A 26,393-nucleotide genomic window follows, 5' to 3' on the forward strand; every position below is an offset into this window, starting at 1 on the left:
GAGCATGGAATGCGAAAGGTAACAGCCCTGTCCCAGCGCTGTTACCATTATAAGTACGGGAACGAAGCGAATCTGAAACGCTATGCGTCGGAAGTAAAACGCATACCCGCGTAGGGCCTCTGCCTGCAGGCAGCCAGGCGCTGGGCTAAATCGCCCACGTGGATCTCCAGTTGATGCCCGTCTGGATCGAGAAAATAGCAGGAGTCGCCTTCGCTCCTGTTCTCTTTCCAAAATACCGTTTCGGCCTGCTCCAGCCTGGCAACAAAGGCAGGAAAATCCTGTGCGGCAATGCTGAAGGCGTAGTGGGTGTAGTCTTTTTCAGCGAATGCAACCTGCTGACGAGCCGCATCGACCGACAGGCACAGCCACAGATCGCCGCAGCTAAAGTACGCTCCGTTATCCCACTGCGCGTGGAGTTCGAGTCCCAGCACACGCTGGTAAAAGTCGACGCTGCGTCTTAGATCAACGACGGCTAGCGTGAGGTGGTTCAAACCTTTCAGCATACGCTTCCCCTTCTGTTTTACATCGAATCAGCAATGTAGTTCCGCAGCCACTGATGCCCTGGATCGCGGTGCACGCGCTCGTGCCACAGCATTAAAATTTCAAAGCCCGGTACCTCGACAGGGGGTTCAACAACGGTTAATCCTCCCACCGATTTAACCAGCCGCTCCGGCACCACGGCCACCAGATCGGTACTCGCCAATACCTTGAGCATAAACAGAAAATGCGGTACGGAAAGCACCACCCGGCGTGAGAGGCCATGCGTTGCCAGTACAGCGTCGGTTGCGCCACTAAAGCCACCGCCGTCCGGAGACACCATGACATGCTCAAGCTGGCAAAACTGCGCCAGCGTGGGTCGGCGCTTAAGCCTGGGGTGATCCTGGCGTCCGGCCAGCACGTAGCGCTCGGTAAACAGCGATCGCTGATGCAGCTCCGGCGGCGCGCTGTCACGGGTATGAAAAATGATGTCTCGCTCGCCCTGCTCTGCCTGCCGCACGCTCTGCCCTGGGCTGAGTTCATATATTGCTAGCCGAGTACCCGGTGCAGCGGTGCGCAGGCCGTTTAGCAGCGGCAGCACAATGGCGGTTTCGGTGTAATCGGTAGCGGCTACCCGCCAGGTGAGATTCGCCTTGGTGGGATCGAAAGCCTCCTCCGGCGCAATGGCACTTTGGAGCACCTCAAGCGCCTGCCGCAGCGGCTCACGCAGCGTATCCGCTCTGGCGGTAGGTATCATGCCGCGCGGCCCGGGAAGCAGAAGCGGATCGTTAAAGATCTCTCTGAGTCGGGCAAGCTGCACGCTGACGGAGGGTTGGGAAAGGTTCAGACGCTGCGCCGCCCGCGTCACGTTGTGTTCCGCCAGCAGTACATCAAGGGTCAGTAACAGGTTGAGATCCAGCTGGCCGATATTAATCATCGCTATACCAAAGATATTAACAATTAATTTCTACTATATCTGCTGCCCCTCTATTCTGCATTTCTTTCTTATTACTGGAATAGATCATGAACGTACTGATTGTTTACGCCCACCCGGAAGCCCGCTCGCTCAACGGATCGCTAAGAGATTTCGCCGTAACGCATCTGCAGCGTACCGGCCACGAGGTGCAAGTTTCAGACCTGTATGCCATGCAGTGGAAAGCGCACCTTGACGCAGACGACACCACTGCCGAGCTGACGGGCGAACGTTTTGATGCGTCGGTAGACTCGAAATATGCTTATGAGAACGGTGTGCAAAGCGCAGACATTGCCCGCGAGCAGGAGAAGCTGCGCTGGGCAGATGCGGTGATATTCCAGTTCCCGCTATGGTGGTTCTCTATGCCCGCCATTATGAAGGGCTGGGTCGATCGCGTTTACGCCTGTGGATTTGCCTACGGCGTGGGCGAGCACAGCGACAGCCACTGGGGCGACCGCTACGGCGAAGGTAGCTTCGTCGGCAAACGGGCCATGCTGTTAGTGACCACCGGCGGCTGGGACTCACACTACAGTCCGCGCGGTATTAACGGCCCCATCGACGACATTCTGTTTCCGATCCAACACGGCATCCTTTACTACCCCGGCTTTACCGTCCTGCCACCGATGGTGATCTACCGCGCCGGACGCATCAACGAAGAGAGCTTCGCTAACCACGCCGACGCGCTAGCCCAGCGGCTGGACAGCCTGTGGGACAGTGCGCCGATAGCGTTTCGCCAGCAAAACGCCGGAGAGTATACCATTCCGGCGCTTACGCTAAGAGACGATATACTCCCTGGTGAAACGGGATTCGGGATCCACATTCGCAGGCGCTAAAACGCCAACGCTACTCATCAAAGTACCAGTAGCCCTGGTTAATCAGCGCGGTCAGCTCCGCCACGCATACCGGGTTACCCAGCGCCGCACCTAGCTCGTTTTTACCGAGGGTGGTGTAGCGACAGAGCGCATCCGCCGCTGCGGGATCGGACATCTCCAGCGGCTCGCTGTTGATGAAGACGCTGCCGCCGACGTTCAGCACCCGCAGGCCGCTCAGGCGGGTCAGGCTCTCTCCCCCCAGCAGCGCGTCCAACACCTCATCCTGTTCATAAGGCGGTTCGGCGGGCGCGATATCCAGCTCGTGGCGCGGCGTGGTTACAAAGCTGCCAAACCACTGTTTAAACGTCTCGGGCTGCCGGATCATATCGATCATCATCGTGCGTAGACGATCGAGTTCGTAGGTCTCCACCCGGCCCGGATGATCGCGGCAGGTGAGATCGGGATCGCTGTAATGCTCGCTGCCAAGATCGTTTTCCAGCGCGTAATCGGCAAAGCTGCTGAGCAGATCCCTGCCGTTGGGTCCCCGGAAGCCGACAGAGTAGTTCAGCGCGGTGGTATGGGTGATGCCGTCATGTGGGAAGCCGGGCGGGATGTAGAGAATATCGCCCGGCGCAAGATCTTCATCGATAATCGGCGTGAAGGGATCAACGTGCAGCAGCGCCGGATGCGGACAGAACTGACGCATCGGCAGCTTGTCGCCCACTCGCCAGCGGCGGCTGCCCATCCCCTGAATGATAAAGACATCGTACTGATCGATATGCGGGCCCACGCCGCCGCCAGGGACCGAGAAGGAGATCATCAGATCGTCTAAGCGCCAGTCCGGCAGCACGCGAAACGGACGAACAAGCTCGGCGGAGGGCATATGCCAATGGTTGACGGCCTGCGCCAGCAGCGACCAGCCGGTTTCGCCCAGGTGATCAAAGTGCTCAAACGGGCCGTTGCTGGCCTGCCACTGGCCGTTGTGATAGCTGACCAGACGACTGTCGACTTCTGGCTCCATTGCCAGCCCTGCCAGCTCGTCGGGGCTGATAGGATCAACGAAGTTGCGCAGCGCGTTTTTTAAAACAACCGGTTGTTTTTGCCAGTACTTTTCAAGAAATTCCGGCCAGTTGAGATCGAGTTGGTAAGCCATGGGTTCACACCAGAGAGAGGAAACGTCCCTGATTATAAAGAGGCTGCTACCGACGCTGCCTTGTCATGGGTCAAGAGAGTGGCGAACCCACAATTTCTAAACATTGATTTGAGTTTTTCTAAATAGCCAGCCGCAATATACTGTATATAATTACAGTCATTCTCTTTTCGGCGCACTGCCTCTTTCTTGCTAAGGAGCCGTTACCATGGCAGATGAACATTGTCTTGATGAACATGGTCTTGTAGAACCCGTTACCCAACGCCGTTTAACCGTCAGCTATGCGACACGCTTTCATGACCATGTTCATGTGCCCGCCATCGCCATAAAAGGCCAGTGGCTGGAAGAGGCCGGTTTCCCAACCGGTACGGAGATGGATGTTCGGGTGCTGAACGGGTGCATCGTGCTGATCGCTAAACCCGTTGAAGAGGAGCTGATGCAATCAGTGCGGAAAATCAGCAAGCTCTCCCCACGAAAGCAGCGCCAGGTGCAGGACTACATTGACCTGGTCGCCGCAAAGAGACGGGTGAATTAAGCGTCCTGCAGCTGTTCGCGTATAGCGGGTTTGCAGCGTGCCTGTAGATCCTGCGTGAAAGCCGCGCTCAACGTGGCTGGGCCAAGAATACGAATGTCGGGCAGCCAGTAGCGTAACCAGCGAAACAGCGTGTCCTGGTCGCTGATCGCCGTCGCAATGGTAATGCTGCCGTCCTTATGTTCCTTCAACAGACGCTGGGCGGGGAAAAGCGGGCGGCGCGTGACGAAAGTGGCCGCATGGGCAGAGACGTGCAGCGTCACTTCGGTTCTTTTACCGAAGCGGATGCCGGGGGTCGTCTCAAGCTCTTCAACGACGTCAGCCTCCAGCTCAAATGTTGTTTGAGTCGTGGCAAACTCTGCAATGCGCGCCAGCTCAAATGATTTCAGGCAGCCCTGCTCTACTGCGGCCAGATACCAGAGGCCATAGTGGTTAATGAGCCGATACGGTTGCAGACGACGGTTTTTTTCGCGGTAAAAGCAGGTGACTTCCGTGCGGGAGGTGATCGAATTATCGAGGCTATTCATGAGATCGCCATACTGCTGATTCTCCCGGCTGCAGGCACCGTGAATAGCAATATTGTCGGCGTTGTTCATGCGCTTACGCAGAGACTGGCCGTCATGATGCGGGAACAAATGTGCAACGCCGGCAAAGCTGGCAAACTCTGCCAGGTGACCAGTATGGAGCGACGGCAGCAGATTCGCCGTTAGCTTAAAGCGTCCGTTAGATACTTCGTCTAACACGTGAGCCAGCCTGGCGAGATCCCGGTAGGCGGTTCGCTCCGCAATGCCAAACCGTTCGCACAGCCAGTTTTTATCGATGGTGACACCCTGGTAGAGCGCACCAAACGTTTCACACAGGCGCTCAATAAGCAGGTCGTATTTTGTACTGCCGTTATCCTTCATTGATTTACGTCCCGGAAGAAAAGTGCCTCGAAAGAGGCTAGGGTCATAATAATTAACGGCAGCCGCCTTGAAAACTATAATGATTTTTTTAAATGAGTATTTACTCGCTATAAAAATCGCACTTTTTATTGATGGCGTATTGCATATATAACTAACTCTAATAATTTCTTATCACTCTTTAACGATACTCAACTGGTAAAAAGGATTGCCAGCACTATACTTAACCAAAATTAACAAAAATATATTTACCACCCTATTGTCATTAAAAATTGCTCATGCAAAGGCATGAGTGAAAATATAACTTATTGGATATACGCTTAAATTTCTTAAAGTTTATCGATTACCGCTTCGGTAAACAGCGCTGCCCATTATAAAAACGTTATTCGGTTACGGATCACAAAAAATAAAAATGCAGGAGAGAGCGGGATGCCAATATTTGACAGCTTCTGGCAAGCGGGTTATGAGGGTGCCGATCACCGAAACGGTCAGGGTATGCCGCTCTCAATGAACGACGTTACCGGGCACAATGCCAGAGTGCTAAGCGATTATATTTTATTAAAGAAGTTAAATATTGCAACGGTACGAGAGAGCGTAGGCTGGCGTCTTGTTGAGACCGCTTACGGATATGATTTTTCATCCGTTGCCGAAAAGATGCAGGCTGCAAACGAGGTCGGAATACAAATTTGCTGGACGATCTGCCACTACGGCTGGCCAGACGAAACCGATATTTTTTCACCCGATTTTGTGCCCCGCTTTGCACGTTTCTGTGGTGCGCTGGCGCAATTTTTAGCGCCATGGTACGTCTCTTCGCCCGTTTACTCGCCGGTCAATGAGATCTCGTTTACCAGCTGGGCCCTCTCGGTAGGGTTTTTCCGCTGCTCAGCGCCGCCGGGCATCGTCACTGGCGAAGAGAGCAAGCGTCAGCTGGTACGCGCAACCATAGCAGCCTGCGAGGCGATCAGGGCTGCCGATCCGCGTGCTCGCATGTTGCACTGCGATCCCATTATTCACCTGGTCGCGCCGGACCAGAGCCCGGAGTCGCTGGCCGCGACAGCAGGCCACTACAACTCACAGTATCAAACTTGGGACATGCTCTCAGGCAGAACAGAACCGGAGCTGGGCGGTGCGCCCCGTTATCTCGATATTATTGGAGCGAACTACTACCACGATAACCAATGGGAGAGCGGCAGCAATGCACGCCTATGCTGGCACCTTGGCGATCCCAGGCGTGTCCGCCTCAGCCAGATGTTAGAAACGCTTTATCGTCGCTATGAGCGCCCGATCCTGCTGGCTGAAACCAGCCACGTTGGCAGCGGACGCGGTGCATGGATAAGCCAGATAGCGACAGAGGTAGCCCAGGCGCAGCTGGCAGGCGTCGAGCTACATGGGGTATGTCTTTATCCCGCCATCGACCGGCCCGACTGGGAGGATTTGAGCCGTTGGCATCGCAGCGGACTATGGGAACTTGACCATCAGGGCACGGACCCACTGGCACGCATACTTGATCCTGTTTATGCCGCAGCCTTGCAAAAGGCGCAGCACACACTGGGTCTGTTCCATTCCCGACTATGCGATCTGAATGACGCTAAGAATAGTAGCGACCCTATGAAAAAACTGTATATCTTTAGCCATCTGCGCTGGGACTTTGTCTTTCAGCGCCCGCAGCATCTCCTGACCCGGCTGGCGAAACATTACCAGATCTACTTTATTGAAGAGCCAACGTTCGCGCCTCCGCCTGCCAGCCTGAGCATGACGCATCCTGCGCCCAATGTGACCGTAATAAAACCACATACGCCGCTCCAGGTGCATGGCTTCCACGACAGTCAGATTGCGTATCTCCAGCCGCTGCTGGCGGATATCGTCGATGAAAATGAAGCGCCGCTGGTCTGGTTCTATACGCCGATGGCGCTGCCGCTGCTGGCGGTCTTTAATCCCTCTCTGGTGATCTACGACTGTATGGATGAGCTGGCCGCGTTTGAGAATGCGCCCAGACAGCTTTTACAGCGCGAATCCGCCCTGCTTAATCGGGCCGATATCGTGTTTACCGGCGGCCCCAGCCTCTATGCAGCAAAGTCGGGACGGCATGAAAATATTCACTGCTTTACCAGCAGCGTAGACGCCATTCACTTTGAGCAGGCGCTCGATCGCAACAACTACCATCCGCTTATCCAGGATCTGCCGCACCCGCGCTTAGGGTACTGTGGCGTCATTGATGAGCGCATGGATCTCGATCTGGTGGCTGCGATTGCCGATGCCCATCCGGAGTGGCAGGTGATCATGGTCGGGCCGGTCGTCAAAATCGATCCGGCCTCCCTGCCCCAGCGTCCTAATATCCACTATCTTGGTATGCAGCCTTACCAGGCCCTGCCTCAGTTTTTGGCCGGGTGGGATGTCTGCCTGATGCCGTTCGCCCTCAACGCCTCAACGCGCTACATCAGCCCGACCAAGGTGCTTGAGTATATGGCCGCCCTGCTGCCGGTGGTGAGCACGGCGATTACCGATGTGGTCGAGCCCTATAAGCATGTCGTGGCCATCGGCTACGATCGTGCCGGCTTTGTACGCGCCTGTGAAAAAATGCTCGCACTAACGCCCGAAGCCAGGCAGACAATGCAGCGTGAGATGAAGCGGATCGTTGACAGCACCTCCTGGGACGTCACGGCACAGGCAATGCATGGCCTGATGGAGAAAGAGCTGGCAAAATCCGCCCCACAGCGCGTCGCCACGCCTGCCACACAGGCAGCAAATGACGCGGCGCGGAAAAACATGGCGCTTAAGCCGAAACCCTCGCGCAGCGAAAACGTCATCCCTGCCCGCTGCCTGATCCTGGGCGGCGGTCCAACGGGTCTGAGCGCGGCGTATCACTATGGCTCTCAGGCGGTGCTGCTGGAGCGCAACGAGAGCGTCGGCGGCTGGTGCCGCTCGATTGAAGACGGCGGTTTTACCTTCGACTACGCCGGGCACATCATGTTCTCGAACGATCCCTATGTGCTGGAGCTGTATGACATGCTGCTGGGTGACAACCTGCACTGGCAGATGCGCGAGGCCTGGATCTACACCGACGGCGTCTACACGCGCTATCCTTTCCAGGGCGCGCTGTATGGCCTGCCGACCGATACCATCAAAGAGTGTATTCTCGGTGCCATTGAAGCCAAGTACAGTAACACAGCTGATATACCGCCAGAGAACTTCGAACGCTTTATCTACCAGGTGTGGGGCGCAGGTATCGCCAGGCATTTTGCTATTCCCTATAACCAGAAGCTGTGGACCGTACCGCTCTCTGAAATGGAGACCTCCTGGCTTGGTGGGCGCGTGCCGCTACCGGATCTCGCCCAGATCGTTGAAGGCGCGGTAGAGCCGGTCGGCAAACCGATGGGTCCCAACGCCCGCTTCGGCTACCCGCTGAAAGGTGGCTTCCAGGCGCTGATGTCGGCGTTTCTGCCGCACATCAAAGGCGTGGTAGAGACCAACAGCGAGATCACCCATATTCTGGCGAATCAGCATATTGCCGTTCTCGCCGATGGCAGGCAGTTCCATTATGAGCAGCTGATTAGCACCATGCCGCTTCCCGAGCTTATTCGCATCATTGGCGACGAGGCTCCGGATGAAGTGATCGCTGCGGCGAACGGGCTGCACCATGTCTCGGTACGCTGTGTGAACCTTGGCATTGGTCGGGCAGATCTCACCGATAAACACTGGATCTACTTTGCCGGTGAAACCATTTTCCACCGCATCTTTGTGCAGGGTAATACCAGCCCAGAGTGTAATCCGCCGGGCGGCTGTGGCCTGACCTGCGAGATCACCTACTCCGAGCATAAACCGCTACCGGTTGATGGTCAGGCGCTGATAGACCGCTGCATTGCCGAGTGTATTGAGGTCGGCATCTTTACGGCGGAAGATGAGGTGCTGGTGGCTAATCAGCTGGATATTCCCTATGCCTACGTGGTGTACGATCATGAGCGGTCGAAAAACGTTGAGACGGTGCGTCAGTGGCTGCTGACTCAGGATATCGTGCTGGCGGGTCGCTACAGTGAGTGGGAGTACTACAACTCCGATCATGCGTTTATTGCCGGGAAGAATGCCGCTGAGAAGGTGAAAAACAGCGTCAGCCGACGTGGGGCGGGAGCGTAAACCGATAAATAAAAAACCCGGAACATTCGCTTCCGGGTTTTTTTCACTTACCGACGATTACGGCGCTTTTTTAGCGGTCTCGTTCTCAATCGGCGGCACTGAACCCAGATCGGTACCGGTAACCGGGTTAACCGACGGGTCAGATGCGGTACGCAGCTTCATCGCGTCCAGGTTCGCCTGCTGCGGCCCCGGCAGCACAACGCTAGGTAAGCCATCGCCACCGTCAACGGCAGGCTGTGGGTTAGTCACGTAGTCGAAGTTCTCATCTGAGTTCCAGCTACCGCGTACTTCACCACCTTCAGACATATCGAAGTAGGTGTGAGCGTACTGTTCGATCGGCGGCAGTTTTCCTGGCGGGAAGTTGTTGCGGATCGAGTAGAGCGCTTTTTCAAAGGAGATCTGGTGCGCTACTTCACGGGTCATCAGGAAGCCCAGCGCATCTTTCACACCTGGATCGTCGGTCATGTTGATTAGACGTTCGTAGATGATTTTTGCACGCGCTTCAGCGGCAATGTTAGAGCGCAGGTCAGCGGTCACTTCACCGATGGTATCGATATAGGCCGCGGTCCACGGCACACCTGCCGAGTTAGTCAGTGACGGACCACCGCCATACAGCAGCGCAGTCAGATGACTGTCGTTACCGTTACCGGTGATTTTACGATAGAGGTCGGCTTCTTGCTCTGTGCCTTCTGCCAGATCGCCTTTCGCACCCTTGTTGAGCATCCCAACCAGAGAGCCGATAATTTCGAGGTGGCTTAGCTCTTCAGTTGCGATGTCCATCAGCATATCTTTGCGGCCCGGATCGTCATCGCCGAGCCCCTGAGTAAAGTAACGGCAGGCTGCTGCCAGTTCACCCTGTGGTCCACCAAACTGCTCAAGCAGAAGGTTAGCTAAACCGGGATTCGGCTCAGCAACGCGTACTGTGTACTGTAATTGCTTTACATGTCTGAACATAGGCTCACTCCAGTGATTATTTATTTTTTCAGCATCTTCACAACTACTGAATGATTAATAAATAAATGCTTAAATATGAAAACGTTAGATTTTCATATAAAGTCGTCGTGCAGGTTATAAGGATAGCTCATGAGGGAAAATCGGCGGGAATATTAAATTATCTTCCTGGTTTTAAGAGTTATCCTAGCCCAGCATTGACAGAGCAAATAAAATCATAGGAAATAATCATTTACATAAATATTTATTTTTCTTTTCAAGGTATTGATGTGTTTGATTTAACAGATACGCGCGCTTGAAAAGGAGCCTCAGGCAGGCTGATGTTATCCCCTGTATTGATCTCTTCAGCTCCAGGCAAGCACAGCTTGCCCCACCTCCCAGTGCAGTGGCAGGTCAGGATCCGCTCGGGGTTAACATCTTGGATATAGTGTCGTAAAGGTAGTAGAGCCCACGGCATAGCATGCCGTAGATGCATCCCACCTACCAGAGCATGAACAGTATTTATCCCCGTGAGCTTTTTGCAGTGTTCGATAATATTTCTCAAGCCTTTATGGCCGCAGCCGGTGAATATCACCAGACCCTTTTTGGATTTATATATCAGGACGCCTTCATCGTTGAGTGCGTCTGGCTCTACTTTCTCACCTCTCACATACCCGTAAGATTTAGCTGATTCTATCTCGCCCGACCAGATAAACCTCTGGCTTATCTCGTAAGGCTCTTTGGTGAAATGAAAGTTACATTGAACTGGAGGTAGCTGGGTCGATATCTTCTTGATCTCTATAAAGTGATTAAAAACCATTACCCCTGCGTATTTTTGGTCGTAAACACCTGGGTGGCACAGCACCTTTGGTAGCTTTTGAAGATGCCTTAGCCCACCGCAGTGATCGTAATGCCCGTGGGATAGTACAACCCAGTCAATGCCATCAAGCGACACGCCCATTTTTTTAGCGTTGTGCATAAACGAGGCATCTGGCCCGGTATCAAAAAGTATCCTCGTTTCACCATCTTCAATCAACAGGCTTAGCCCTGGCCGACAGGCTAGCCCATCAGCATGTTTTGCTTTTCGGTTTTCAAGTAACACGGTTATTTTCAGCATATGTTTGAACCTCCTTGTTCAGTTAAAAGTATACTCGCCCTTTATCAATCCGGCCGCATAGCTTCATGCAACTTATTGGTTTCGCAGTTATAAAAACAGCCGATGGATAAACATTGTCCACGTTAGGCGGATGAGTGCAATGGTTTGAGGGAGGTTTTGCGGGTTTAAATGATGACTGGGTTACGCGTACGCAAGCGATGAAAAGGATTGATGGCTACTGATATTCCTTCGCGTATAACCACTCGCCCGCCCGGGCTGACTCCGCAAACATTTTCACCGTTAACGGTTCTGTGGTTTGCCTGATTGGCTTCTTGGTAAACCACTTGCGGAAAAACCATTCTATTTCCCACGGATAGTAGGCAGAGAAATCAATAACCGACACGTCCACTTCGTATTTTTTACTATATTTATCAATAGCAAATGAGAGATCGTCAAACTCAGTATAAGCCTGTAGCGCATCATCAAGCTGCAAAGGGATCATCTTACCCGTCAGCGTTCCCATTACGGGTAGCTCGTCCCGAAAGAGATCTAGTACCTCGCTATCCGTTACCATGACGTGTCTCCTTTTCTCGCTATCAACTAGTCATATAACCACTTACCGGCTTTTGCTGACTCGACCAGCATGCCGATAGTGAAAGCGGGCACGGGAACAGGCTCCCTTTTCTTAAACAGGTTCCATGAAAAAGGGATATCGGGATAGTAAGTTTTGATGTTGAAGTTGCCTCGTTCTACGTGCAGTTCACTGAAAAACGTATCCATGAGCTCGCTGGCATCGAGATCTTCAAGATCCAAATCGGCATCGAGATCGCTTTCAAGCGTTAGCTCTACCGGCTCAAAGCTAAATAAATAGACGCCAGCATAGGGGCGTATAAGTTCATAAACGCGCTGCTCAATGTTGTCTACCATAAGCTATCGTTGCCTCGCACTGTTCCTGAGTCTTCTTATTAACTTAACTACTATAAGATAGAGAACAACAGTTATCGCTATGACCGAGACAACATCAATATAAAAATAGACATCGTCTATCTCTTCAGCACCCACTTTACCGTACCCGTAAAGCAGATTGGCGAGCTTATCGGCTAAGGCGTCGTTAACCCAGTAGTAGGGATCGCCCAGAGTACGGCCTACAGCAATAAAGATCGCAAGGAACAGAAAGACGTTGAGAAGCCGGATAGCCCAACGATTACGAGCAGATTTTATCACTGCCGATCGCCTCCATTACATTATCGACAAGGGTGTTAAATGCCTCATGACGTCTATGCTCATACATTGGGCTGAACTAAAGGCTCGGGCATTTACCGTTAGTTGTTCAGCAGCTTTGATAGCTCGACCTCACCGGTAGTAGCGTTGGCGTAAAGATAAAATATATCGCTGTTAAACTCCTCTGGCTTTATCCAGGTTTCCGCCGCCTCTGAATCTATTCTCTGCCTGGTGTATCCCAATTTTTTTAGATATACCCGTAATGGTTCAACGTTTGATGCTCCCTTAAAGATAATCGTGTTGGTTGGCGCATACCCATCACCGGGCTGTGATTTAAAGTAGTAATCGCCGGATATCCGGGGGGCTTTCTCGATCTCTTTGTCCGTCAGCGTGTGGTAACTGAAGAAGTCGTTCTCAGTATAAGTCGTCGTCTCATCAATACCTGATGCAATCAACCAGACGAACAGCCATCCGAGGATGAGTACCGTGATGATGGCTGCGCTAATCCACCTTAATATTGTCAGCATCATTATTTCATTCCCTTGCAAGAAGTTAATACATATTATCAGAGGTTCTTGCCGAAACTAACAAACACTCAAGCATATAAATAAAATTAATTACAATTTAGTTATTGCCATGATTTTCTATAAACTTCAGATTATAGTCAAAAGATTAGCGGGAATTTTACCAGTGAGCAATAAAATTAGGATATCCAATGCTGAATTTAATGTCCTACAAGTGATGGCAGAAAAAGACATTGATTGGATCTGGATGATATTGGACCGTACACTTGCTGTGAGGGGAATTCCCGGATTTAGCAACGTTGCGAACATCGTAACGAGCCTGGTGAATAATGGAATGGTTGATATCGTTTACAGCGAAGAAAACGCTAAGCCTCGGTATCGTGTATCAGTTCAAGGACATCAGTTTCTAAGTAAACAGGAAGCACAGTAGAGCCAATGGCTACCTCACTTGAAGCAAACAGGATGACTAGCGCAGATGTCTATGGTCTATATGCGCAATTATGCTAAACAATACTGAGTTAAACATTCTTAAGCTGTTAGCTTCCAGAAATGACGTAAACTGGAACTGGTATAATCTTGATCGCGCCATGGCAATGCGAAACATGGAGGGTATCGGTAATGTTGCTCAGCTGGTGAAGAATTTATCCGAAGCTGGATTAGTTGACGTCATCCTTAGAGCCCCGGTAGGTATGGATCACGATAAGGTATCAGAGCGCGGGTATCGACTACTGGAAGAGCTTGAGCACCAGGACTTATCCCATGTCGATATGCTAAAGTAGCTGTTGACTACTCTGCTTCAGAGTTCATTAATGGGATATTCACTATTCCTTCCCATAGAACAGTGTGAGTAAATTTTTCTTTATGATGTCATCTTGTGGGATTCGGTTATCGAACATTTTAGAGAGTCAATTGCTGGAAGCTTGTGCCTTCATCTGTCGATTCAAAGCTTCAGGGGTTAACGGGGGATCTTGCCGATGTAGCATTGCATGGCAGTTGGGGCAGACGGGGATGAGATCGGTTTTAGGGTCAACCCGGTAGTCCTCTTTTATCTCTGATAAGGGGACAAGATGGTGCACATGAATAAAGCCTTTCGCGATTTCACCGTACACCTTGGTCATGTCGATACCGCATACCTTGCACTGATAGCCATGCCACTCTAGTGCTGCCTGTCGGGCCTTGCGGTCACGTTCGTAGCGGTTAACGGTTACCTGAATGGCGGCTCCTTCGATGTAGGTAGCTTCCTGCTGGATCTCATCGGGGAAGAGGTTTGGTTCGATAGATCGTTTTTTATGGACGACCTGAAAGCCTTGGTCGGTGAGCAGCCTAACGCACTTTGATTTTATCCCGCCGCTGAAGTCTGCTGGGATGAAAGTAAGGCCAGTGAGTGCAGATGCAGCGATGCCGACGATGGCTTTTGGTGGGTAACGGCGGTCGTTGATAATGACGTCGTAGTCTCGGGAGTTAGAAAAGGCGTAATTAACTCCCGCATCGTAGGCGTGGGCTGCGGCTATGATGGCTTCGCGGGAGAGGCTGTTGGGGAGTTTGTTAATGGGGCACCTGTTGAACAATGATTATGTGCAAAGGCCGGACTCGAAACGACATCTAATAAACTGATATAAATTTAGTTTCCTAAGCAGCATAATTAGTCATACTCGCATTTGTGCCCAAAGATAAAAATCTGTGCCAAAAATAGCCCTTGCTAATGGGTAAAGTCATATCTGTTGAAAAGCAATATGACTATCAAAGCAAGGCTTAAGCTGGTATTAAATCTTTTATCATAGATATTGAATTACTAACAACATTGATCACTTTCCGCTATGAGCGAAAGTGGAATTTATTTGATTTGGTTTACGACGCTCTGTCATAATACAGACCTAAAAATGCCGCCTAAAGCTGGCAATGAATTTTTTTTGAGAGAGGACGAAGTTGCCGTAAGATCTACGGTAAACCGAATTGAAATCACTCGCGAATCATTTGGTTTCTCAGGCCTTGGAACATCATCCATGGCATACACAATGACATTACGATCGGCATAAGAGATATCAAATCGCTTATCCAGCTTTGCAGAAAAATCACTACCCAAAGCATTAGCCAAATTTTTCCAAAGCTTCAACGTCAACACAGGTGAATGGCTTACTTCCATTTCAATCAAATTCGCAAGATCAATCAACCCGAGTCCACCGGTCAAAGGTTGTAATAGCAATGACGTAACATAGCCATTTCCTTTCTTAGGATTCATCAACTGCTCAAGCGAAAAGGTATGAATACGAGTTGATTGCATAGATGCCTTCACTTCTAGACATCCATGCTCCCATGAAAAATCAAAGCGATCGAATGGATCTTCGTGCCAACTAGCCATAGCGCCCACAATATTGCCGCTATTTGCGATTACGTAGAGTTCAGCCCATAAACCCAAAACATCTTTCCCATTTGGTTTAGAAAGGGCCCTAAAAAGATCCACGAGTTTCTGAATACAAGTATTAAGTTCTCGCGTACCAGAATTAATAGGAAGCTCCTCGATCGCAGCGCTGAAACAACGCACGAATATCTCATGTAGATCCGTTACGGTACCATCACAAGAAACAAGGGCAAACTGATCTTGTATCACCTTATCATCGGTATGAATTCTGCAGGTAGCATGAAATTGCGCGTTCAAATACCTGAACTGCATACTAGGGATGTACTGTGCCTCACTGGCATCATGCAATAAAAAAATGGGGGAGCCATCAGAACCTTTTGCGAGAAAATCTTTTCGGTGTGTAGATAAGGGGATCGCCGTAAAACTCGTCTCTGACGTTGCACAAGGCAGATTTAAGAAATTATCGAAAATACTCATACTAACGACGCGCCTCGATTAGTAAATCCGTTCTCAACTTGCTTGGCACATGTAATGCAAACCAAGTGACCTCCTTAATATCAGCGCTACCAGAGTCACGCAGCGTCGTACCTAAGTTAAATCGACGTAACTGGATAGAGACACGTTCATTGGAGCAAAAACTCCTGTCATTAACAGTGTCTGCACTTTGGCTGAAATACTGATTGATTGGTGCAAAGCGGTTCTTAGCTTCTACGCCACGTCCAGAGGATCGTGTTCGATAACCTGCAACTAAGTTGTTCATAAGAAATACATCAGCCTTGAGATCTGGACTCTTCCTGAGAAGTGCAGCTATCGCGAGCAACATCGCGCTATGTTCCTCAGCATCAAAGGGATCTTTAACTTTTACCTCAAGCAGAAAATCTTCAAGTACCGCTTTTAACGGGATGGGGTTAAACATGAAGTGCGGTGATAAATTTTTACCGCCTCTGAATTGAGAAAACTCTGCCGCGTTGATAGGATCACCATACTCAGTAGCCCATTTGCTTACCACGAAAGAAAGCAGCTCTTTATTGTTTAAAGCAGCATTATCATCCCTTTGCAGAACATCAGGCACCATCCAGCCATTAGCAGGGATACGGCGCGTATCTAGTCCTACTACATTAGCACGAGTAGCCTTAAGCATCGATGTGAGCACAAAATCTCGGCGCCAGTCAGAAAGAGGTTTGCCCCGTGAATTCTCTAAGGCCTCTCGAACAAACTCCTCATGCTCTACATACTCAGTGAAAGCCTCGCTCACATTCTTCTGAACAAATACACGACAGAGCCCCAAATATGCTTTCTTGTATCCGAAAAACCGTGCTCGCTGCTGCAGAGTATCTGCTGCAGGCGAAGTCCCTAAGGGGCGTGGCATATAGGTCACGCAAAGGCCTTCGACTGTATAACCTCGATCTAGCTTAGCGCCGCCCACTAGAATCCAGTATGGCGTGGCTTTCCAGTCAATGTTTTTCTCCGCGTCCTTAGTTCCATTGACCACGACGTGATTCATTTCACTGAATACCTCATCAACCATTGCGGTAAGTAAGTCACTCAATGGTTTTATTTTTGGATATGTATTTTTAAGAGAATCATATTCAGCTTGAAACAACTGAGCTACAGCATCGATTTTATTAATATATTGCTGCTCAACAAATGACTTTAGCGTCTTTAAGGACCTATCAAGCCACTCCATGTAATGAGTATGGGATTTAGTCGCCATCGCAGGATGAATCATCATTGAGCGATTTCTATCTTTTTTTCGTTCACGAGTTAACGCGTGATGAGCACATGCTAATAAGAAATAACGTAAGGCACTCAGTAAACTTTTAGGTGCCGATTTCAATATATTAGTGGGTCCGGGTACTTCCTCTGATGGAATGTCTCTAACGAGGGAAGTATTCTTCCCGAAGAAAGATTTTCCACCTGTATAAGCCTCACCTGGTGTCACCAGTTCTGCAAACGAAGCATTCAGCAAATCAGTTTGCGCCAGTAGAAGATTAGCCTGTGGGGTAGCCGTGTACTGCAGATATGAGTGATGCGGGAGTTCGTCACGAAGCTTACAAATTTTTTCGTAGGTCGTACTCATTTCTGAAGGTGCAACTTTTCCGCTACGAATCTTAGCCGACTGCGTATTTAAGCTTGCTTGGTCGCTCTCATCATCAATAATCAAAGATGGGACATCTGAAACTGGCAACTTTTTAACTAAGGTAGCTAAGTTTTCGAGATGGCCACCATGTTTGAGCACTGTAACTAAGATGGCTTTTTTTGTGGGTTTCCTCTTCCAAGCAAAAAGCTTATCTTCAATCTGCCTTTTAGCATTCACAGTAGGATTAGAATAGTGATACCAGTTCTCTCCGTCATCGATACCAAGGTCTTTCTTCAAGCGATTTTCCGATTGATCACGAAGATTATTCTTTGTACCTGCTAATACAATGACAAGTCCGTAGCCATTATCTCGTGCCAGAGAAATTACTGTTTCGAACGACATTGTTTTGCCGCTTTGCACATAACCCACTACTAACCCTGTTTCTCGCCCTGCGGGCTCTGTCGGGGGTAAGCAACGACCAAGAATTCGTTGTGCTTCTTGAAGCACAGAATTCATACCATCAGCTAAATCCTCATAGCTAGGACCATTAGGATCATTGGATTTGCTTCGAAGAAAATCCTCAGTAATTTCTTTTTTTTCCGGCACCCAACGTAAAGGAGGTTGAAGAGTTTTTAGAATTTCGATAGAGGTTGCCATATTTTATTTCTCTAACGAGGTTCTCAATAGAGCCCCTCTCATCAAGTAGTTGAAATGATAAAGAAAACTCTCTGGTGATTCTCCTGTAACATCCTGGGTTAAGATCAAAGCAATGCATATCGCTGTTGAAATACGTAGTAATACTTCAACGTTCTCATTGTTCACTCCCAAAAATTCAACGGAAAAGGGATGAGCCAATGAAAGATCAACAGTCAACCGCCGAATGTCATCACCCGAGTCAGTGGACTGCTGAGTAATTGCGACTGAAACCCAATCCTCTGTTACAGGATCCACGGAGGTTCTCAAAGTTATTACCCATTGATAATTGCCATCATTAACTTCGACAATACGCTCAGATGCTTGGAGTGCTCCTGCAACGAGTTCGGACGGCAAAGCATTTGCATCTGTAGGATATTGATTAGCCTCAATCAACAGCGGAGCAACTTCTTTTTCGACGTAGTTTGCAACAGCGGCAGTCGCTGCAACAGCTCGCGTCTCAATACTTTTTCGCGAAGGAAGTGCCCGATAATTTTCGGCTTGGGCGAGTAAGTTAAGTGGAGGCTCTTCGATTTGAGCTTTCAAATATTCCAGAAAAATATCTTCGTACTCTTCCCAGCGAAAGCCATCTTTCGTATGGCTAACTTCAAATCCTTCAACATGCAGTTCACCAAACAATCGTTGATAAGGGTAACTGTTAGTTTGTTTGAATACATAGCTAGGCCGATAGCTCTCATCCAGGCTACCTTCTATTAATCTGTCACGCCGGAATAAAGCAAAACCGGCCAGTGGTGTCGAACCAACTTCCCGTAACGCGGCAAAACCTTTGATACGCTGGTTTCCGCCAAAATCCAGATCAATATCTTTCCGCCATTCAACAGGCACTACCTCATCACCCTGCGCTTGTACCCCGGGAGATGTATAAGCAACTGCTGTGAGTATATTAGGAAGTTGATATGAAAGCGGTGAACCATTTAAGTAGAGTGACAGTCTCCCATCCCTTAGAAACATTCGATAAATGCTGGCTAAGTGGTCACGAATCTTGCCGACCGTTCGTCCTTGCGGCATGTGATGTAGACCTCGAAGAGTCACCACTGTGTAATGCGATAATGGGTCGACCTTACGAACTTCAGTATTCAAACTTTCAATCTTGTTTTCGACAATGTTTCGAATATCGAAGTATATTGTGCGCTCTATTGATTCGCCAATTGCTTTGGTACGGACACTCCATTTCTCTGCAAACCAGCATGCCGCGCTCTTCATCCCCATACCGAACTCAGAAAGCCCACTACGATCTTCAGGAACTTGAGCAGCCCGAAATGCTCTAGGAAAATCTACCTCTGATATTCCGGCAGCATTATCACTAATAACAATAATGCCGGGGCCAGAAGTATCTATTTTTACATCCACCTTCAGTTGAAATTTACCACCATGCAATAATTGCAATTGATCGTTGTTGGCGATCAAGCTCTGAATTGCGTTGTCGACGAACTCGGCCATGGCAAACCATGGTTTGTAATTTAGGTGACGTAGCACCGAGAGCATCGTTACTTCAGGGCGGATTTCAATAGCTGATAATTGGCTAGAGTTCTGACTATCCGTCATGCATCGACCTTTTCATTGCTAATTTTACTGTCGCCAGTTGCCGGAAGTTGTTCTATAAAATCTCCCAACAGAGCACGGGCAACACGCTCAACGACCGTCGAGTTCACCGCATTCCCAAGTGCATGAAATGCCTTAGTAGGCGTAGATGGTAGCGCCTTCAATTCGTCTAAACTCTGCAGACGGGCACACTCTTCCGGAGTCATGTAACGCCGCTGCCATGCGATGATGGGCACTTGTGTGTCCGTCATCGCAATTAGGCTAGGAGCTGTGTTGCGGCGTTTCACCCTTACGCCTGATGCGCGGAATTGCAGAACGTATTCCCACAAATCGCGCTTCCCTCCCTTGACATTCCATTCTAATTTTTGAAGGCTCGAAGGAAACTTCAAGATATCTTTCCTCCAAGAATCAATCCATTCCTTATTGTCAGCATAGAATTGGCGGTTCTGGCGAATGAAATCTACCTTCCACTTGGGAAACTTACGCTGAGGAGTACGAGCATGGCTAGGCAACGCCAACCACCGTTCTTCGAGAGTGCGCAGGTAGCCGATCTTGCGTCCGTGACTCCCTGCAAAACCTTTAAGGCCGTCTATACCATAGTCTTCTTTTAAAGCGTAGGGCGTATTCTCTTCGTATGGGTATGTCGCTCCCCACTCCATTGACCATAAAGGATAAGAAGGCAATTCAACATCTGCTGGGCAGCGTTTCAAAAAATCTGCCCAGACATTAAGACAATCTAGAACCTGCGTAGAAAGTGGCTTCGCATTAGCGGGATGATCATCTAGGATGTTGTCAATGGATGTCTCTGCCGGATTTCTTTGAGGCCAAGAAAAATCTTTTAGAGGCTTTCGTGAGCCGATGATGTATACGCGCTCCCGAATCTGTGGTATCCCAAAATGATGTGGCGAGAAGCGTTCCGCGGCAATGTGATACCCCAGTCCTTTTGGACCTAATCCTAAGATCTCCTGAATAACTTTCCAAGTTCGACCTTCATCATGTTTGAGCAAATTTGGTACATTTTCAAGAATGAAGAAGCTCGGCTTCTTCTGCTCAAGTATTGCTACTACATTGAAAAACAAGTCACCTTGTTTCGTGCACTCAAACCCAAGCTGTTCCCCGGCCTTGGAGAATGGCTGGCAGGGAAAACCCGCAGTTAGGACATCATGTATAGGCACATCACTGGGAGATATCAGAGTGATATCTCCTTCAGGACGAAGGTTGAAATTAATTTGGTATAGATCCTGCAAATGCTTTTGCCACTCAGCTGCAAAAACACATTGCCCACCGAGCCTATTTAAGGCAAGGTGAAATCCGCCCAAGCCGGCGAACAAGTCGATAAATTTGAACGATGGTGACTTCATATTTGTTAGCCAAATTCTAGTTGATGGAAGCAGCCATCGGGTTATCCTATTACAGCTAAAATCGTACTACGATGCAGCTTTTCTATACAGTAATTTATTTCTATAAACATGAGCGCCTCACTCGATTAAAGCAGGTGTTGCTGCACCGCTAAGGTTACATTGAGCGTCGTTGTAAAAAGAACCACCACATCTCTTCGAATCAACGCGAAGCATATGAAGAGATACCGCTACCTTCGCATAACTGTATGCAATTACAGTAGACAGTTCAAGTAAACCTCTAACTTTTAGTGTGCCATCAGATAACGCTCAATGATATGTATGATAATTTTCATTTAATGGCGAATAGAAAGCAAGCATTCCCTAGGTCAGGACATAGTTACAACTGAGCTTCGTTTCGGAATTTTAAGCACTTATACAGGTAAGATTTCATGATGCTTCTTGTCGAAGTGAGAGTTAAAGTAAGCCAGCACTAGACAGTTAAATGCTGTATAGACTTAATCATGAGAGCCCAGTGGAACGACCTCACGGGTTAGACTTCCTGTGTGCTGTATACTTGTGACGAGGATTAAATTTGCCGTTAAGAGGAAGGGCCCCTATCTGCTTCAGCAATACAAGATACTGTCTTTTTTGGTAGCAACCGCATCGGCAATCTCATGCGCAGAGTCGATTAAACCACCCTATAAGCAATGGGTAAAACGGCGGAAAGCTTATCTAACGCGAATTCCAGCCACAAAAAAAGCCACCCTAAGGTAGCTCGTTTTTGCATCGCTTGGTGCCGAAGGCCGGACTCGAACCGGCACGTATTTCTACGGTTGATTTTGAATCAACTGCGTCTACCGATTTCGCCACTCCGGCACTGAAGGGGATGTACAGATAGCGGTTGCATTATACCCGTTGCGGATCGGCATGCAAGCTCCCCTTCCCGCCTCCAGCGCTAACCGCATAAAAAACCACCGCCCCCTTCCCTTCTTTCCCTCCTCAAGCTCCCTCGCAAAAACCTGCAACACAATCCGAGGTTTACATTATCCCCTGTTTGTTATTTGATTCTGTTATTGGCTGGGGTTATCCCATCAACAGACATCAGGATGCAGGCATGCGCTTCTATCAGGTCGATCCCACGCTGGAGAACTACTGGCGCGGCGTGATCCTCTTCGGCAACAACTTTGCCACCTACAAGTTCGCCTTGGCCCATGCCCTGTACGATGTCGATCGCAGCGATACCCTGGTGAAGCTCGATGACCTGGCCGTGCCCTTCAGCAGGCATATCTGCGAGCACCTGAAAAATGCCCCTCGGCAGATCCTCAACGACAAGAAACCCGGCAAGCTGATTACCGCCTGCCTGCAATACAACCTCGGCGAGATAGACGAGGATGAGCTGCATCGAATGACGGTTCGCTACGGCTTCTCGGTGGTGCTGGATGCCTTCCACAACGTCAACGGCGGGCCGCTGGAGAAGCAGTTCTTCATCAACGAACGGCGAGAGCACAAGGGCATCCGTCTGACGGATGAGTTCTATCGCCTGACGGAAACGCAGCAGTTCTGTAACCTGGTGCATGAAACCGACGCCCGCTGGCGGCTGGTTGAGAAGGCCTGGGAGATGGATCTGCCTCCGCAGCTGCTGGACGTCCATTACGATGCCGGGAGTGAAACTCTCTTTACCCAGCTCAACAGCTACCGCATCTCGCTCACCAGCTGCCGCAACAGCCTGAACGGCTATCAGAAGGGGCACTGCTTCTACTGCAACGCGCCGATAAGCCTGGAGTCCGGGCATCCGCTGCTGGCCGATGTGGATCACTTTATCCCGCTGGTGGCCCAGAGGCAGATGCCAGGCATGAACCTCAACGGCGTCTGGAACCTGGTCCTGGCCTGCCAGTCCTGCAACCGGGGGGAGAATGGCAAGATGGCGCAAGTTCCGGCCCTCGATCTGCTGTATCGTCTCCATGCCCGCAACGAGTATTTTATTAACAGCAGGCTGCCGCTGCATGAGGCGATCATTAACCAGACCGGCAAGAGCGAGCCGGTGCGCCGCACGTTCTTAAACGATATCTGGAACGCCGCCCTCGCCTGCCGGTTCCGTATCTGGCAGCCGGATGCCGCCGGAGAGGTGATGTTCAGATGACAATCACGTATTACCAGCGCAACGCGCAGACGTTTTTCGACGCGACGGTGGGAGTAGATATGTCCTCCCTCTACGCATCCTTCCTGAACCGGGTTGTTCCCGGTGGACGGGTGCTGGATGCGGGCTGTGGTTCCGGGCGCGACGCTAAAGCGTTCAGCGCGCTGGGCTATCAGGTGGAGGCGTTCGACGCTTCGGCGGAGATGGTGAGGCTTGCCGCGGCCTATACCGGCCTGCCGGTCAGGCAGATGACGTTCAACATGCTGGAGGCCGAGGAGCGCTACGACGGGATCTGGTGCTGCGCCTCGCTGCTGCATCTTCCTCAGGCCGAGCTGCCCGAGGCGATGCGTCGTCTCGCCCGCGCCCTGAAGCCTGGCGGCATCTGGTATCTGTCGTTTAAATACGGTGTCGGCGAGCGGGAGAAAGCGGGACGGCATTTTACCGACCTGAACGAGGCCGAACTTGAGGCGCTGGTAGCGGCCCTGCCGCAGGTAGGTATCGTCGAGCAGTGGACGACGCAGGACAAACGCCCCGAGCGCGATGAGGTCTGGCTGAACGCGCTGCTGCGTAAGCATCTGTCTGAATAGACTACCATCCCGCACCTTCCGCCCATGCGTCCCCCTACCCCATGCTCTACACTTCCTAATCAACGCTGAACCTGAGGAAACCACAATGAGCACAATAAAAAGCTATGCCGCAAAAGAAGCTGGGAGCGAACTGGAGCTGTACGAATACGATCCCGGCGAACTGCAGGCGGGAGACGTTGAGGTCCAGGTAGATTACTGCGGTATCTGCCACTCTGACCTGTCGATGATCGACAACGAGTGGGGCATGTCCCAATATCCGCTGATCGCCGGGCACGAGGTGATTGGTCGCGTGGTAGCCCTGGGCAGCGCGGCGCAGGATAAAGGTCTGAAGGTGGGCCAGCGTGTGGGTATCGGCTGGACGGCGCGCAGCTGTGGCCACTGCGATGCCTGTATCAGCGGTAACCAGATCAACTGTCTGGAAGGCGCGACGCCGACCATCCTTAACCACGGCGGCTTTGCTGATAAGCTGCGCGCCGACTGGCAGTGGGTGATCCCGCTTCCGGACAGCATCGATATTGAATCCGCTGGGCCAATGCTCTGCGGCGGCATCACGGTGTTTAAACCACTGCTGATGCACAACATCACCGCCACCAGCCGCGTCGGGGTGATCGGTATCGGCGGTCTGGGTCATATCGCCATTAAGCTGCTGCACGCTATGGGCTGTGAAGTGACAGCGTTCAGCTCTAACCCGGCGAAAGAGCAGGAAGTATTAGGGTTCGGGGCGGATAAGGTGGTGAACAGCCGCGATCCAGAGGCGTTGAAAGCCCTGGCGGGTCAGTTCGATCTGATCATCAACACCGTTAACGTCGACCTGAACTGGCAGCCCTACTTCGAGGCGCTGGCCCACGGCGGAAACTTCCACACCGTCGGCGCAGTGCTGAAGCCGCTTCCGGTTCCGGCCTTTACCCTGATTGGTGGCGACCGCAGCATCTCCGGTTCCGCCACCGGGACGCCGTACGAGCTGCGCAAGCTGCTGCGCTTTGCCGGTCGCAGCAAGGTCGCACCGCAGACCGAGCTGTTCCCGATGTCACAGATCAACGAAGCCCTGCAGCACGTTCGTGACGGCAAGGCCCGCTATCGCGTGGTATTGAAGGCAGATTTTTAAATAGTAAACGCCCGGCAGCGTGAGCTTGCCGGGCCTACTGTTATACCTTCACTAAAGCAGCAAAAACCTCGGCGACGGCCACCGCGCCCGGATCGGTTACGCCGGTCAGGCTGTCGCTGTTAACGTACGATGAACGCCCCGCCCCTGCTTTCTCCATCTTAGCCGTGCTCTCTGCCCCCTCTTGAGCAGCCGCAACCGCAGCGCTGAGATCCTGGCTCTGCAACGCCTCCAGCGCAGGCTGTAGCGCGTCGATCAGCGTCCGGTCCCCCAGATCCGCTCCACCGTAGTGCTTCATCTGCTTAAGGCCCTTCAGCAGCGCATCGGCGATGTTAGCTCCGTCGTGGATCGCCTGCCCCGCAGCGGTGAAGAATATGGACATCAGCACCCCGCTGGAGCCGCCCATCACCGTCGCCAGGCGCTCGCCGATGAGCTGGAAGAGCTGAGCGCTGTTGTCCAGCGGCAGCTTACCCTGCTCAAGCTGCTGGGCGATATCCCGTGCGCCCTCGGCAAAGGTCGAGCCGGTATCACCGTCGCCTACTTTGGCATCCAGGGCGTTGAGTCGGTTCTCAAGGCTAATCAGCGTCTCGGTGGCGGCGTTAACGATGGCGCGAACCTCCGGGTTGTCAGAGGGCTGGGTCTCGATGCCGGTGTTAATCGCGTTGTGCTTAACCGTACGCACCGGGGCAAAGGCCACCGGTTTTTGCCAGCCGACGGTCTCGACGTCTGCATTGAGGGCGCGCTCGAACTCGTCGTTGAGGCGCAGCAGCGAGAGCGAGAAGCCTTTCATATCCAGGGAGCTGACCAGCGGCGCAGGGCCGATGAGGTAGGCAATCTGGTCCTTGAGCGCAGAGTGCGCCAGCTCTTTGGTGAGGAGAGCCATCTCCAGCGCCGAGACGCCGCCAAGGTTGTTGATCAGCACCGCCACGCGATCGTTACCCGCTTTTGCCTTCAGCGGCTCAACGAGGGTGTCGATGAGGGTTTTGCTGTTGTGGGTGTCGACAATACTGGCCCCTGGCTCGCCGTGGATGCCGAGGCCCAACTCGACCTTGCCGCGCTGGATGCGGTTCTCCTCCTCTTCGCCGCTGCCCGGCAGGTTGCAGCTCTCCATCGCCAGCCCGAGGCTCCAGACGCTGTCGCTGGCCTGCTGGGCTATCGCCCGCACCTCGCCGAGGGATTTACCCTGCTCGGCGGCGTAGCCCGCAATCTTATGCACCAGCGCCGTGCCGGCGATGCCGCGCGGCTGCTTGTTATCCGGCAGAGCGATATCGTCGGCGACGATCACCATCTCCACCTTCAGGCCGTGGCGTTTGGCTTTCTCCGCCGCGAGGCCGAAGTTGAGGCGGTCCCCGGTGTAGTTTTTGACGATCAGCAGGCAGCCGCGATCGCCGGTGACGGCAACGATGGCGTTAAGCACCGCGTCGACGCTGGGGGAGGCGAATACGTCCCCGCAGACGGCAGCGGTGAGCATGCCTTTGCCAACGAAGCCCGCGTGGGCGGGCTCGTGGCCGGAACCACCGCCGGAGATGACCGCCACGCGGCCCTTGTCCCAGTCGCCGCGCGCCACGATGCGGATAGCGGGATCGATATCGAAACGCACCAGGTTAGCGTGCGGCGCGGAGATAATTAAGCCTTCGATGGCATCATTGACCAGCTGCTTGCGGTCGTTGAAGAAAAATTTGGACATAGCTTCCCGAGCGGTTAATTAATCGTAAGGAAAGCATAGACGGTGTGACGAAGCGCAAAGTATGAAAGCGGAGTTTTCCCCGCCCAAAAAAAGAGCG

General features: G+C 51.5%; 22 protein-coding genes and 1 tRNA gene. 7 read left to right on the top strand and 16 right to left on the bottom strand.

The genetic code is table 11. The features are described from left to right. Positions 1 to 80 precede the first annotated feature (80 nt). Together fos and EV102420_RS02230 are read right to left on the bottom strand one after the other, a co-directional pair. Entirely contained in the window at positions 81 to 503 is a 423-nt protein-coding gene (gene fos, locus EV102420_RS02225) for a fosfomycin resistance glutathione transferase (protein WP_042388315.1), read from the bottom strand. Between the two features lie 17 nt (positions 504 to 520). Then, positions 521 to 1,414 (bottom strand): LysR family transcriptional regulator, encoded by an 894-nt coding sequence (locus EV102420_RS02230; protein WP_042388317.1) that lies wholly within the window; start codon positions 1,412 to 1,414, stop codon positions 521 to 523. A gap of 86 nt (positions 1,415 to 1,500) precedes the next feature. On the opposite strand from EV102420_RS02230, the gene EV102420_RS02235 reads away from it, so the two are divergent. Further along, entirely contained in the window at positions 1,501 to 2,283 is a 783-nt protein-coding gene (locus tag EV102420_RS02235; RefSeq protein WP_042388318.1) for an NAD(P)H-dependent oxidoreductase, read from the top strand. Positions 2,284 to 2,293: 10 nt separating this feature from the next. Here the strand turns inward: EV102420_RS02235 and EV102420_RS02240 are convergent, their stop codons facing one another. Beyond that, positions 2,294 to 3,415 carry a ribosomal protein uL16 3-hydroxylase gene (locus EV102420_RS02240; RefSeq protein WP_042388321.1) on the bottom strand — a complete coding sequence of 374 codons (1,122 nt, stop codon included), beginning with the start codon at positions 3,413 to 3,415 and terminating at the stop codon, positions 2,294 to 2,296. 205 nt (positions 3,416 to 3,620) lie between these two features. On the opposite strand from EV102420_RS02240, the gene symE reads away from it, so the two are divergent. Further along, on the top strand, positions 3,621 to 3,947 hold the full coding sequence (symE, locus tag EV102420_RS02245; RefSeq protein ID WP_042388322.1) for an endoribonuclease SymE: 327 nt from the start codon (positions 3,621 to 3,623) through the stop codon (positions 3,945 to 3,947). Here symE and EV102420_RS02250 read toward each other — a convergent pair. Beyond that, positions 3,944 to 4,849, bottom strand: coding sequence for a WYL domain-containing protein (locus EV102420_RS02250; protein WP_042388325.1), 906 nt, complete (start codon positions 4,847 to 4,849; stop codon positions 3,944 to 3,946). The genes symE and EV102420_RS02250 overlap by 4 nt on opposite strands. Positions 4,850 to 5,275: 426 nt before the next feature. Here EV102420_RS02250 and EV102420_RS02255 point away from each other — a divergent pair, with 426 nt between their 5' ends. Then, positions 5,276 to 8,977, top strand: coding sequence for an NAD(P)-binding protein (locus tag EV102420_RS02255; RefSeq protein WP_042388327.1), 3,702 nt, complete (start codon positions 5,276 to 5,278; stop codon positions 8,975 to 8,977). Positions 8,978 to 9,034: 57 nt separating this feature from the next. Here the strand turns inward: EV102420_RS02255 and EV102420_RS02260 are convergent, their stop codons facing one another. The 5 genes from EV102420_RS02260 to EV102420_RS02285 form a co-directional block, all read right to left on the bottom strand. Next, a complete protein-coding gene (locus EV102420_RS02260; protein ID WP_042388330.1) occupies positions 9,035 to 9,931 on the bottom strand; it encodes a manganese catalase family protein in 897 nt (298 codons plus the stop codon). A 253-nt stretch (positions 9,932 to 10,184) separates the two neighbouring features. Further along, positions 10,185 to 11,024 (bottom strand): MBL fold metallo-hydrolase, encoded by an 840-nt coding sequence (locus EV102420_RS02265; RefSeq protein ID WP_042388333.1) that lies wholly within the window; start codon positions 11,022 to 11,024, stop codon positions 10,185 to 10,187. Between the two features lie 214 nt (positions 11,025 to 11,238). Beyond that, a complete protein-coding gene (locus EV102420_RS02270) occupies positions 11,239 to 11,577 on the bottom strand; it encodes a DUF1493 family protein (protein WP_042388335.1) in 339 nt (112 codons plus the stop codon). 26 nt (positions 11,578 to 11,603) lie between these two features. Further along, positions 11,604 to 11,930, bottom strand: coding sequence for a DUF1493 family protein (locus EV102420_RS02275; RefSeq protein ID WP_042388337.1), 327 nt, complete (start codon positions 11,928 to 11,930; stop codon positions 11,604 to 11,606). A gap of 395 nt (positions 11,931 to 12,325) precedes the next feature. Next, positions 12,326 to 12,754, bottom strand: coding sequence for a hypothetical protein (locus tag EV102420_RS02285; protein ID WP_306302596.1), 429 nt, complete (start codon positions 12,752 to 12,754; stop codon positions 12,326 to 12,328). A gap of 211 nt (positions 12,755 to 12,965) precedes the next feature. Here EV102420_RS02285 and EV102420_RS02290 point away from each other — a divergent pair, with 211 nt between their 5' ends. Continuing rightward, positions 12,966 to 13,178, top strand: coding sequence for a MarR family transcriptional regulator (locus EV102420_RS02290; protein ID WP_370678335.1), 213 nt, complete (start codon positions 12,966 to 12,968; stop codon positions 13,176 to 13,178). Positions 13,179 to 13,653: 475 nt separating this feature from the next. Here EV102420_RS02290 and EV102420_RS02300 read toward each other — a convergent pair whose 3' ends face one another. From EV102420_RS02300 to EV102420_RS02325, 6 genes are all read right to left on the bottom strand, one after another. Beyond that, on the bottom strand, positions 13,654 to 14,298 hold the full coding sequence (locus tag EV102420_RS02300) for an HNH endonuclease (RefSeq protein ID WP_042388619.1): 645 nt from the start codon (positions 14,296 to 14,298) through the stop codon (positions 13,654 to 13,656). A 311-nt stretch (positions 14,299 to 14,609) separates the two neighbouring features. Further along, positions 14,610 to 15,584 carry a PD-(D/E)XK motif protein gene (locus EV102420_RS02305; protein ID WP_042388341.1) on the bottom strand — a complete coding sequence of 325 codons (975 nt, stop codon included), beginning with the start codon at positions 15,582 to 15,584 and terminating at the stop codon, positions 14,610 to 14,612. Between the two features lies 1 nt (position 15,585). After that, complete coding sequence (locus EV102420_RS02310; RefSeq protein WP_042388344.1) at positions 15,586 to 17,844, bottom strand: Z1 domain-containing protein; 2,259 nt, start codon at positions 17,842 to 17,844, stop codon at positions 15,586 to 15,588. A 3-nt stretch (positions 17,845 to 17,847) separates the two neighbouring features. Continuing rightward, positions 17,848 to 19,446 (bottom strand): ATP-binding protein, encoded by a 1,599-nt coding sequence (locus EV102420_RS02315; protein WP_217996432.1) that lies wholly within the window; start codon positions 19,444 to 19,446, stop codon positions 17,848 to 17,850. Further along, a complete protein-coding gene (locus EV102420_RS02320; protein ID WP_042388346.1) occupies positions 19,443 to 20,804 on the bottom strand; it encodes a DNA cytosine methyltransferase in 1,362 nt (453 codons plus the stop codon). Before EV102420_RS02320 ends, EV102420_RS02315 begins: the two co-directional genes overlap by 4 nt. Positions 20,805 to 21,574: 770 nt before the next feature. Beyond that, a tRNA-Leu gene (locus tag EV102420_RS02325) sits at positions 21,575 to 21,659 on the bottom strand. A gap of 238 nt (positions 21,660 to 21,897) precedes the next feature. Here EV102420_RS02325 and EV102420_RS02330 point away from each other — a divergent pair. The 3 genes from EV102420_RS02330 (at position 21,898) to ahr (ending at position 24,612) form a co-directional block, all read left to right on the top strand. Continuing rightward, positions 21,898 to 22,923, top strand: a complete 1,026-nt coding sequence (locus EV102420_RS02330) for an HNH endonuclease family protein (RefSeq protein ID WP_042388349.1) — start codon at positions 21,898 to 21,900, stop codon at positions 22,921 to 22,923. Further along, positions 22,920 to 23,507, top strand: a complete 588-nt coding sequence (locus EV102420_RS02335) for a class I SAM-dependent methyltransferase (RefSeq protein ID WP_042388350.1) — start codon at positions 22,920 to 22,922, stop codon at positions 23,505 to 23,507. Before EV102420_RS02330 ends, EV102420_RS02335 begins: the two co-directional genes overlap by 4 nt. 85 nt (positions 23,508 to 23,592) lie before the next feature. Then, positions 23,593 to 24,612, top strand: coding sequence for an NADPH-dependent aldehyde reductase Ahr (gene ahr / locus EV102420_RS02340; RefSeq protein WP_042388353.1), 1,020 nt, complete (start codon positions 23,593 to 23,595; stop codon positions 24,610 to 24,612). Between the two features lie 40 nt (positions 24,613 to 24,652). Here ahr and EV102420_RS02345 read toward each other — a convergent pair whose 3' ends face one another. Next, complete coding sequence (locus tag EV102420_RS02345; RefSeq protein ID WP_042388355.1) at positions 24,653 to 26,296, bottom strand: glycerone kinase; 1,644 nt, start codon at positions 26,294 to 26,296, stop codon at positions 24,653 to 24,655. Between the last annotated feature and the right edge of the window lie 97 nt (positions 26,297 to 26,393).

It is taken from the genome of Pseudescherichia vulneris NBRC 102420 (genome assembly GCF_000759795.1).
GTDB lineage: Bacteria > Pseudomonadota > Gammaproteobacteria > Enterobacterales > Enterobacteriaceae > Pseudescherichia > Pseudescherichia vulneris.